Here is a 10,475-nt window from a genome sequence, read left to right on the forward strand (position 1 = left end):
CGGCGCCATACGACGAAGGCCCGGCCGCTGACGACCGAGGCGGTATGCCACGGTCGGCGCAGGCCGCCGGCGCCCCCGACATCGCCCGCGCCGCCGCCGGGCTGGGCGAGCTGGTCCTGGACGGCGAGCTCGTCGTGCCCCACCAGGGGCGGCTGAACTTCCCGCTGCTGCAGCAGCGGGCGCGGCACACCGGCCGGGGCGCCGAGGAGATGGCCGCGCAGTTCCCAGCCGCGGTGGTGGTCTTCGACCTCCTGGAGGCCGACGGGAGGGTGCTGCTGGACCAGCCCTACGTCGAGCGCCGGGCTCTGCTGGAGGAACTGTTCGACCGCGGTGAGCTCGGCCCGCCGTGGAGCCTGTGCCCGGCCACCGATGACCCCGCCATCGCGGCTCAGTGGCTCACCCCGGACTGGGGACACGTGGGTATTGAGGGCCTGTGCCTGAAGTCCAGAACATCCCTGTATAGGCCGGGCGTGCGTGGCTGGGGGAAGCTGCGCTCGTTCGAGAGCGCCGAGGGCATCGTCGCCGGGGTGACCGGGTCTCTTGCCTCGCCGAGCACCTTGCTGATCGGTCGCTACGATGCGACCGGGCACCTGCGGCTCATCGCCCGCACCACCCCGCTGCCGCGGGCCGCCGCCCGGCAGCTCGGCGCGCTCCTGCGCCCGGCCGGGAGCGGACACCCCTGGGAGGGCGTGCGGTTCTCCTCCGGCTGGGGCTCGCGGGCGGCCCTGGATGTCCGGCCCGTCGAGCCGGAGACAGTGGTGGAGTTCCGCGCGGACACCGCGATCGACGCCGGCCGGTACCGACACCCCGTGCGCCATCTGCGGGTCCGGATCGACCTGCGCCCCGTCGACGTGCAGGTCCTCGGCGCCGAACACGTCGGCCCGTGATGAGACAGCGGCCGGCAGGCGGCAGGGGCAGAGCGGCAGGCCATATAACCCCGTGGGGCACCGCGCCCGGGGCAGCCATGCAGGCGACGGCCAGGCCTCCGGTTCGCGGTGAGGTCCCGACCCCGCGCGGGCCTGGAGGATCACCTCCTGCACGGTGCGGAACAGCAGCGCCCCCGTCCGGACTTGGGCTTGTACTGCCATCAATCCGGCGCCGCGGGGCAGGCGTTTGACGGTGCGGGCCAGGGCATGCCTCGACCGGGCGGTCCCCCCCTCATCGGCATGGCCGGGTGCTCCCGGCGCGTATGCCTGGCGCCGGTGCCCCACCGCCCTTCGAGGCGGCCGGGGGCGTACGGGCACAATGGACGGGCCCGGCGGCGTGCCGTGCGTCCGGCCGATGCTGGGCGCCGCCGGGATCCGACACGTCGCAGTGTGCGGCGAGGTCCATGACCTGCGCTGAGCCCGGGCGCCGTGGGCCCCTGAGGCGGCCAGCGGCAAAGGCCCGCCGTGACGCCCCGGGCCAGCCGTGCCTGGCCGAGGCCGCTGCCCTGCTCACGCCGGACCACCCACGCCCGTCGGGCGGCATCCGTCCAAACAGTGCGCAACACCCTGGAGCCCCTGGCCGAAAGGGAGCTCGCCGAGAAGTGCCGCCAACGGCGGAGCTGATGGACACCGCGTACGCCGACAGCGAGGCGGCTGGTGTGCCCGAGGCGGGCGACACTGCGGGCGACGAGGGCGAACCGGCCCGCGCGGCAGCCGAGAAGGTTCCCGCGAAGGTCTAGCGTCTGCTGCGGCCCGCCCGGGCGCCCGCAGCGGCCCGGCGAGGCGAACGGATCAGGTGTCCGGGCAGCAAGACGGCGCCCACGAGGAGTTGGACGGCCGCCAGCACGTAGCCGAAGGCGTAGTCCTCCCCCAGGCCCCAGCCAAGGATGCCCGCAACACATCCGGCTCCCAGCCAGGCGATGGCCGCACACGGCAGTGCGGCTCGGACTCTGGCCACCCCGTAGGCGGCGACAGCGCCCAGGCCCAGACCGGCGGCCACGATACTCAGCTCGGCGCGGGCGCCAAGGAGCGCGGCGGCCAGGACGCAGACCCCCGCACCGACGGTCAGCGCGATCCACGGCGGCATTACGGATCGGGTCACGGTCTCTCCGGGGGTGGGATGGGGCACCCGAGCCAACCACGCCCCGGCCCGGCAGGGCAATGAGGCCCCCTGCCCCGCAGGCGGGCGGCGGCTCGAACAGGGGCTGCGGTGAGGGGCGTTGGTGCGGCGCCGTCTCTTCCGCGGTGAGTCCTTCCCGGCTGGGCCGAGACGCCGGAGGGACGCCAGCGCGGGGTCGCTTCAGTCGCTTCTCCTACCGCCACTCCTCCCACGCAGGCCTGTGACCTGCATGTTCTCGTGTTCCGCAGAGAGCGACCGAAGCTCAGCGACGCAGCACTGTGTCCAGTCGCTGGCCTCACCCCGCGCCACGCGGACGCAGCGCGCAGCGACCAAAGCGACTGAAGCGACTCAACGCCGGAGTCAAGGTGCCCTTCTGCCCCGCCCGGCAAGGGCCGTGGCCAGGAGGGCATCGCCGGGAACCGCGGATGTGCCCAGGTGCTCCTCTGTATCCGCAGGCCGGGGCAGGCACGGCGTCGCGTGCGCGTTCCGGGCCAGGTGTTCCGGGGCAAGCTCGGTACACCGCCGCCGTGTTGGGGTGATTCGGCGCCTGCCACACTGGTCCCCGCGCCGCATGCGGCGTCATATGCGGCGGTCTTCCCGGGTCGCGGCCGGGTGCGGGCCGCCTGTCTTCTCGATGGGAGTGGTGAGTGCCGTGTCTTCGCCGTCACAGGATCCGGCTGTTACCCGGGTACAGCTGACCGGTCCGCCCCAGGAGGTCGACCGGCTGGTGGCAGTGCTCAGCGCCAGTGCAGCGGTCATCTCCGACGCCCCGCCGCAGAGCAGAGACCGCGGCGACATCGAGCGGGTGGTCGTTGTGGTCACCCACCCCTCCCCCCGGCCGCCCTCGGCAGGGCACGGAGTGTCCCTCACCGTCCAGAGCGTGCTCGAGGCCCCGGAAGGCGCCTTCCCCGGTCTGCCCGGTGCCGCAGCCGCGCAGGAAGTGGAAGCGGCCGTGGCCAGCACGCTGCAGGATGCCCCCCTGCTCCGGCACGTCCGCAGCCGCCTGGTCTCCTCCTGGGGGCTGCCCGTGCCCCGGGAGTAGGCGGCCATGGCCGGGGCCGAGGCGCGGCTGGACGAGGCGGGCGTATCGCTGTGGCTGACCGACTGGAAACCCACCGGCGACTGGACAGCCAACGGAGGCAAGGCCTGGTCAGGGCGGCGGATCCTGACCCTGGTGGGTGGCGAGTACGCCGGCCAGCTGGACTTCTACGTCCACCCCGACCGGCAGGCCGTGTTCGTCTCGCAGCTCGAGGTGGCGCCCGAGTACCAGCGCCGGAATCTGGCCTCGGTGATGATGGACGCGCTGTACGGGGCCTACCCGAGAGCCTGGATCAACCATGGTGTGCGTTCGCGGCGCGACGGGACACTGTGGTGGGACCGGTACAGCGAGCCCGCTCCCGAGCGCAACGTGCACAACCGTCCCCCGGCCGAGTGGGCAGCCTACTTCGAGGCCCCCGTGGTCGCCGAGCACAAGGCGGCCAACGCCGAGCTGAACTACTACTGGGGCGTGGACGGCCACCGCCGTCAGGTGTACCGCTACGGCGAGCGTCTGGAGGAAGAAGCCCAGCTCTACGCGCCGTTCTTCCGCAAGGCCCGCAGGCAGGGCCCCGACCCGGCCGCCCAGGAGCTCTACGCCGCAGTCGCGCTGACCCTGCCGCCCGGGCTGCACCGGCTCGTGCACGACAGCACCCGAGACACCGGCGACCGGGCGCGGATCCTGCTGGACAACGTCGGGCACGGCAACCTGCCGTGCCACGCCGCATGGAACACCACCGAGCACGCCGCGTTCGAGGACGTCGTCCAGGACCAGCTGCTGTACTCCGCGGACCCGCGGCCGGGCAGCTACATGGTCTTCCGTGTGCTGCCGCTGTCCGCAGCCCAGGACGCCCAGGACGTTGCGCTGCACTCCGTGAAAGCCACGTGGGTGACGTACATCAACTCACCCGGGATCGAGGTGCAGTTGGCGGGCCTGTCCTGGCGCTCCTCCCGGCAGCCGTGGACCACGCACCATGCCTCCTTCACACCCCCCGTGGGCGCCGCGATCGCGCCGGAAAACCGGGACGAGGCCGGCCCGCAGTACCGGGCCCGCTTCGACGACAGCGGAGAGCTGCTGCCCGGGCAGCAGCCGCAGCCCGCCGAGAACACTGCCCCCTTGGCGGGGCGCGAGGCCGATATCCGCGCCCTGGCGGGCAGGCTGCTGGAGAGCACCGCGCGGCGTACGGCCTCCCCGCCAACGGCGCCCGCCGCACCCCGGGCACAAGAAGACCACCGGATGCACCAGCAGCACTCCCTGCCGCCTCCCTCCCCACGCCCGCACTAGGACCAGAGCCGCGGCCCGAACACGAACGGGCCGCTCCGGTCCGGGGCATCCGGGACATCCGGGGCGGAGAACCCCCAGATATCGCTGCCGAGCCGCACGGCGCCCCGCCCCCCCCTTTCCGGTGCCGTCACACCGAACGCGCCCAGCACCGCCCCGCAGCCCGCCCGTGACGGGCGCCAGCGGGATCCTGGGAGAGCGGCAGGGAACTCTGCGCCAGGGGTGCGCAGTTGACACTGCACGGCAGGTGTCCACCCCGGGAGTAACGATGAGCCTTCCCCCCTCGTATGTACGGCTGGAGATGACGGGCGCCCCGCAGGCGGTCGACGTGGTGGCCGAACAGCTCAGCGGCCACCACGAGCTCGTCTCCCTGTCCCGCTCCGCACCCAACCCGCGCGGCGAGATCACCTCCCTCGCCGATGTGTTCCTGCACGAGGACCAGGTGCCGGGCCCGCCCGGCGAGCGGGCGCCCGGCCCGGTGACGTACGTCCTCCAGGTGGTCGTGGACCTCCTCCCACCCCCCGCAGGCGAGCCTCCCGCCGGTGACGTCCCACAGGTGGAGGCCGCGGCCGCACAGCTGCTGCAGCAACTGCCCGGCTGCACCGGCCTCGGGGTCCGCGCCGTCGCCCGCCGCCCCACCCACACCCCGCGCGCCTGAGCTCATGGCCGCTGCCCGGCCTGTGCCGGAGGGGGTCTCGCTGCGGCTGTCGACCTGGAAGGGCGACCCCGGGCACCGCTGGCCGGGCCGCCAGATCATCGCGGTCATCGACGGACTGGCAGCGGGCCACCTCGACTACTACCTGCACCCCCAAGGCGAGGCCCTCGAGGTCGAGCTGCTGCTGGTCAACGAAGAATTCCAGCGGCGCGGACTGGCATCCCTGCTCGTCGACACCCTGGCCGCAGCACACCCCACAGCCTGGGCAAGCCCGGGCGCCCTCACCGGCGAGGGCGCCCAGTGGTGGGCCCGCTACCGCGACCGTGCCCCCGCCGAGCGCAACATCCACCACCGGCCACCCGCCGACTGGGCCCGGCACTTCAAGGCCACGCGGGCGGCCGCCGACAGGAACCGCAACGTCCACCTCAGCAAGCACCTGAACCTGCCCGGCCACGGCTACGGCTACGGCTACGGCACAGAGCCGTGCGTGGAGGCGGAGTTCGCCGCCTACGACCACTACTACACCGGCGGGCAGGAACTGCCGCGGGTGGCCCCCACCCGGCAGGAGCTGCATGCCGGGGCATCGGTGCACCTTCCCGCGGCCCTGCACCGCCTCGTTCATGACCCGGCGCTCAGCGTCCGCCAGCGCGCGCACGCGCTGCTGGGCCACCTCGGGCACGGCAACATCCCCCGGGGCGGCGGCGGAGTCGGGCACCCGGGCGGGTGGAACCTGTCCCCCGCCGATGCCTTCGACGACGCCCTGACCATGGACCTGTTCAGAGACGCGCCGTCGCCACGTCCGGGCACGCATGTCGTCTTCCACGCCCTGCCGGTTGCGGGCCGGCCGCTGGCGTATGAATCCTGCACCCAGTATGTGCAGTACACCCAGGGCAGAGACATGCCCCTGGAACTGGCCGGTCTGTCCTGGCGCAGCGCGCGGGAGCCCGGCCTCGTGCACAGCACGGAGTTCGACCCGCCGGTGCAGGCCTGCATTGCTCCGCCGAGCCCGCAGGCCGCCAGCGCCGCCTACCGGGCCCGCTACCACAACAGCGGCCCGCAGCCCGCCCCCACCGCGCAGGAGACTCCGGCTTCCTTCACCCCCCAGGCCGCAGCGGTCCACCAGCTGGCGGAGCGGCTCCTGGCCGCCCGGGAAGCACGACGACGACGGGAGAGGCAGCACCCGGAACGCCTGGAGCCCGCCTACGACCCGCACGTGCAGATGCCGCTCCCGCCGCCTGCCGCAGGCCCGGCACCGCACTGACATGCCCCCGGCCGGGCCTGGGGTGGACAAGGCCCGGGGGCTGCAAGCCGCCGCGGCCGGCGCTCCGCCCGGCCGCTTCACAGGCGTATGACGGGTGAGCCAGGGGCAGTCTGGGGGCGCCCGGGTGAACTAGCATCCGGCGCAACGCACGTACCTACAGAAGGCGAGCGCGGTCGTGACTGACACGCAGGTCCACATCCCCATCCAGGCCCGGTATGCCGAGCAGTGGGCGCAGGAGCTGGAGGACAATCTGGCGCAGCAGCGGGCGTTGGACGAGCAACTGGCCCGGCTGCGTGCCGACGCGCAATGGCTGCAGCAGCGGCTGGCGGAACAAGCGCCGTCCTCACGCGAGCAGACCCTCAAGGAGCCTGCCGCCGCGGCGGCCACGCGTGCACACGGGCTGGCTGCAGGCACACCTGCAGAGGTTCCCGCTCCCCGGGCTGCCTCGTTGGCGAAGGCTCCCGCCGAGCATTCCGCCGCGCCGGGCCCGGCCCGGGCGGCAGCCGCAGGCAAGCCGAAGCGCAAGAGCATCACACCCGCCCGCAAGGCCGCCAAGCGTGCGCCCGCCAAGGCCGCGGCGGCGCCGAAGAAGCCGCAGCCGGGACTGCGCGACCTGCTGTGGGAGCTGCTGGACGGGCACCACCCTGAGCCGCGCACGGTCACAGAGGTCGCCGAGCAGCTGGAACGGGAGCACCCCGAGCGTGCGACCTCCAAGCAGACGGTGCGCAACGCGCTCAACGCTCTCGTCGGCCAGCAGCGTGCCGAGGTGGATGACCGGCAGAAGCAACTGATGTACACCAGCGTCCGGCAGGCCGGACAGGCCTCGCAGGAGAGCGAGGCAGCGGGCGCCCCGGACTCCGCGGCCGAGCCTGAGGCAGCAGAGGGCAAGCCGGCAGCGGCGGTGTAACGCGCCGGCTGCAGAGGTCGGGCGGGGCCTGCCGGTGCACCCCGGGCCGCGCCGGTGTCGCCTGCCTGCGGTGGCGCCGCTGCGCGGGATCGCACCCCGTTTACGGTCAAGAGCGCAGCGGGCCCGTCAGGTGTCACACCGTGCGCTGGGCGTGGCCTTTTCGCCGTCGGCTGCAGGGCTGCGGGGGTCGAGACCGGTGACCTGGCGGATGCAGGCGATCTCTTCTGCCCCGTAGGCCTTCTTGGCCAGATACTGCGTCATTCCTGCGGCGCGGGCGAGGGCACTGACGTCGTAGGGGCGGGGGCTGACGAATTCCCGCCCCAGCGTGATCAGCAGGCGTATGTCCTCCTCGAGTTGCGTGCGCCGGCGGTGCGCGGTTTCCAGGGCGTGCAGGAGCGGGTCCTCGCCCCAGGCGCGGATCTGGCGCAGTTCCCCCACGACCTGCTGCCACTGCTGGAGCTGCTCGGCGCGCAGAGCGGCGTACGCCTCGCCGGGGCTGCCGTCGGGCGCCGGCGCCGGGTCGGCGGCGGGGGCCTGCGGGCCCGCAGGAGGGTCTTGCGGGCCCGGTGAGGGGGGCTGGGTGGTCGCCGTGTAGGCGAGTTCCGGGTGGAGTACTGCGGCGATGGCCTGGCAGATGTCCGTGATAGGCATGCGGGCAGTGTCCGCGCCGCCGGCAGCGGACCCCCAGGGCGGGCGCAGGCTGTTCCCGCCGGACGGAATCTGGGCGGGCACCGGTTGGCGGGTGTCCCGCCCGGCGGACGGGCGGTGGCCGGTGTCCTGCGCCGGGCTCGCGCTGCCGTGGGGGGCCGCCGGCGAAACACCGGGGGCCGCACCGGCGAACCCGCCGAACCGGCCGCCTCCGGCGGTGTCCTGCTGGTGTTCCTCGTGCCACCGTGTGGAGGCGTGTCCCTGCAATGCGCTGTGGACTTCCAGGGCGGTCGAACGCCAGGCGGGCAGGGTGCGCTGCCGCTGCTCTGCCAGGGTCCGCAGCCGGTCGCGGAGCAGCAGCTCGCGCATCCACTCACCGAGCGCGTCGGCCCAGGCCGCGATGTCGCCCGGCGCAATGAGGCGTCCGGGACGCTCCGGCCGGCTCCCACCGGGGAAGACGGCATGGCCCATCGCTTCGGGGATCCCGCCGGTGTCGGAGGCGTAGACAGGCAGTCCGTGGGCGAGGGCCTCGGTGACGCACATGCCGTAGGGCTCGATGCCGGACGCGAGCACCAGCAGGTCGGCCCACGCGTACTCGGCCTCCAGAGCGGCGCTGGGCAGGGGGCCGAGCAGGCAAACCCGGCCGCTGAGACCGGCCTTGTCGATCAGGGCCCGCAGGCGGGCGGCGTAGGCGGGGTCCGGTTCCGCCCCGGCCACCTTCAGCCGCCACGGCAGATCACGCGGAAGAGCGGCGAGCGCGCGCACGAGCGTGGGCAGCCCTTTGCGGTGGGTGGCGCTGGCGACGCAGAGCAGATGCCGGCCGCCGCTGGGGGTGCCCGGCGCGAGCGGCGCGAGACGGACACCGGGCACGGCGACATGGACGCGGACCCCCGGCAGGCCGTGCCGCTTGGTGAGGCGGGCGGCCGTCCAGCGGCTGGTCGCGACGGCCGCGGATGCGTATCCCAAAGCGGTACGTTCGCCCCGTGCGAGATCCCGGGCCGTCCGCGTATCCAGACCGCTCTCGTCGGCGAGCGGAAGGTGCACCAGGACCACCAGGCGCTGGCGCCCGTGGTGGGCGGCCATAAGGTCCGGGACGGCACCGGCGATCAGCCCGTCCAGGAGCACCACCGAGCCGTCGGGGAGCGTCTCCAGGACGAGCGACAGCTCCCGCAGCGCCTCACCGCCGGGACGCGGCCAGGAGCCGGCCACCGGCCGCGGGCGAACATCCCAGCCCAGGTGGCCCAACTCGCGGGCCAGCTCACGGTCGTACCGGTTCCCGCCCGAAGGCCGGTGCTCGTCGTCCCACCCGGCCGGCACGACGAAGTACACAACAGCCACCCCTGCCCCCTTCCTTTTCCCTGAGCCGCTGCACCATCCGGGCCGGGGCTACACACCGGCCGGCGCCCTGGCGGCTGCCGGGGCGGGCTGCGGCTGGCGCCGGGCGTCAAGGGCCGGGCGCAGGGCCGCGCACATGGCTGCGGCTGCGGCGCCCAGGACGGCGCAGGCGATCCACAGGGCGGTGCTGCCGCCGGCGGTGAAGGCGAGCGCGGCGAGCTGGGGAGCGATGAGCGCGGACAGGCCCAGGGTGCAGCTCCACACGCCGGCGTAGCGGCCGCGGGCGTGCGCGGGGGCGAGGTCGGCGACGATGGTCATGGCCGCGCCGAGGAAGAGGACTTCACCGGCCGTCCACACGGCGGTGGCGGCGGTGTAGGCCAGGAGGTGGTCGGCGAACAGGTTGGCGCCCATGCCGGTGGCGGTGAGTCCCGCTCCTGCCGTGCACACGGTGACCGGTCGGCAGCGGTCGACCAGGGGCTGCAACAGGGGCTGCAGGAGCAGCACCCCGGCGGCATTGGCCAGACCGATGACGCCGAAGGACGAGGGCTCCAGGCCGTCCCCGCGCATGGCCAGGGGCAGCCCGAACAGCATCTGCTGGTACACGCACAGCCATCCCAGCGTGGCGGCGCACAGGGCCAGGAAGGGCCGGTCGCGCAGCAGCGCGGCCAGGGCCGGGCGGCTTCTGTGCGCGGCGGGGGCGGGGCGGGGGTCGCGGACGGCGCAGACCAGCAGGGCGAGCAGGCAGCTGGCGGCGCCGTCGAGGAGGAACAGGGCGGCGAAGTGGCCCTTGACGAGCAGCGCGCCCAGTACGGAGGCGATCGCCGTGCCGAGGTTCATGGCCCAGTACAGGCGGCCGAAGGCCCTCGCGCGCAGAGGGGCAGGGACCAGATCGGTGACCAGGGTGGTGACGGCGGGCCTGGCGGCGTCGAAGAGCAGGCCGACGGCGAAGGCGGCGGCCCCCAGCGCGGGCAGGCTGCGGGCCTGGCTCAGGGCAAGACAGGCGCCCGCGGTGCCCAGCAGGGCGATCTGCAAGGTGGCGCGGCGCCCGAGCCGGTCGGTGAACATGCCCGCCAGCAGCGGTCCCAGCAGCCAGCCGACGCCGAAGGCGGCGCTGATGTGCGCGGCATCGGCCGCACTGTGGTCCAGGTGGGTGACGAGGTAGAGGGACAGGAAGGGAACGACCACGCCGCCGCTGCGGGCGAGGGCGAAGCCGCCGATGAGCAGCCAGTAGGTGCCCGGCAGGCGGGCGGGAACGGGGGTGGGGCGGGGGGCGGGCTCGGTCACCGGGCGCTCCTTGGTCCAGTCT

The 10,475-nt window shown here is 73.9% G+C and carries 10 protein-coding genes; 7 read left to right on the plus strand and 3 right to left on the minus strand.

The annotated features are described in order from the left end of the window. Positions 1–44: 44 nt before the first annotated feature. Entirely contained in the window at positions 45–887 is an 843-nt protein-coding gene (locus ACFWZ5_RS41895; RefSeq protein WP_384892353.1) for an ATP-dependent DNA ligase, read from the plus strand. A 641-nt stretch (positions 888–1,528) separates the two neighbouring features. Further along, positions 1,529–1,666, plus strand: a complete 138-nt coding sequence (locus tag ACFWZ5_RS41900; RefSeq protein WP_384892356.1) for a hypothetical protein — start codon at positions 1,529–1,531, stop codon at positions 1,664–1,666. Here ACFWZ5_RS41900 and ACFWZ5_RS41905 read toward each other — a convergent pair. After that, the gene (locus ACFWZ5_RS41905; protein ID WP_384892359.1) at positions 1,663–2,028 is read right to left on the minus strand and encodes a hypothetical protein; all 366 of its coding nucleotides are present in this window, start codon (positions 2,026–2,028) and stop codon (positions 1,663–1,665) included. The two genes, ACFWZ5_RS41900 and ACFWZ5_RS41905, sit on opposite strands and share 4 nt — an antisense overlap. Positions 2,029–2,773: 745 nt before the next feature. Here ACFWZ5_RS41905 and ACFWZ5_RS41910 point away from each other — a divergent pair. The 5 genes from ACFWZ5_RS41910 to ACFWZ5_RS41930 all read left to right on the plus strand — a co-directional run bounded on the left by ACFWZ5_RS41910 (position 2,774) and on the right by ACFWZ5_RS41930 (position 7,186). Further along, complete coding sequence (locus ACFWZ5_RS41910) at positions 2,774–3,088, plus strand: hypothetical protein (RefSeq protein WP_384892362.1); 315 nt, start codon at positions 2,774–2,776, stop codon at positions 3,086–3,088. Between the two features lie 6 nt (positions 3,089–3,094). Then, the gene (locus ACFWZ5_RS41915) at positions 3,095–4,366 is read left to right on the plus strand and encodes a hypothetical protein (protein WP_384892365.1); all 1,272 of its coding nucleotides are present in this window, start codon (positions 3,095–3,097) and stop codon (positions 4,364–4,366) included. Between the two features lie 265 nt (positions 4,367–4,631). After that, complete coding sequence (locus ACFWZ5_RS41920; protein ID WP_384892369.1) at positions 4,632–5,021, plus strand: hypothetical protein; 390 nt, start codon at positions 4,632–4,634, stop codon at positions 5,019–5,021. Positions 5,022–5,025: 4 nt separating this feature from the next. After that, positions 5,026–6,279, plus strand: a complete 1,254-nt coding sequence (locus ACFWZ5_RS41925; RefSeq protein WP_384892372.1) for a GNAT family N-acetyltransferase — start codon at positions 5,026–5,028, stop codon at positions 6,277–6,279. A 175-nt stretch (positions 6,280–6,454) separates the two neighbouring features. Next, positions 6,455–7,186: a hypothetical protein gene (locus ACFWZ5_RS41930; RefSeq protein ID WP_384892374.1), complete on the plus strand. Its 732-nt coding sequence runs from the start codon at positions 6,455–6,457 to the stop codon at positions 7,184–7,186. A gap of 126 nt (positions 7,187–7,312) precedes the next feature. On the opposite strand, the gene ACFWZ5_RS41935 is transcribed toward ACFWZ5_RS41930, so the two are convergent. Continuing rightward, complete coding sequence (locus ACFWZ5_RS41935; RefSeq protein WP_384892377.1) at positions 7,313–9,172, minus strand: glycosyltransferase family 4 protein; 1,860 nt, start codon at positions 9,170–9,172, stop codon at positions 7,313–7,315. A gap of 48 nt (positions 9,173–9,220) precedes the next feature. Then, positions 9,221–10,475: MFS transporter (locus ACFWZ5_RS41940; RefSeq protein WP_384892380.1), on the minus strand; the 1,255-nt coding region annotated here is incomplete at its 5' end.

Source organism: Streptomyces sp. NPDC059003, assembly GCF_042740445.1.
In the GTDB taxonomy this organism is placed as follows: Bacteria; Actinomycetota; Actinomycetes; order Streptomycetales; family Streptomycetaceae; genus Streptomyces.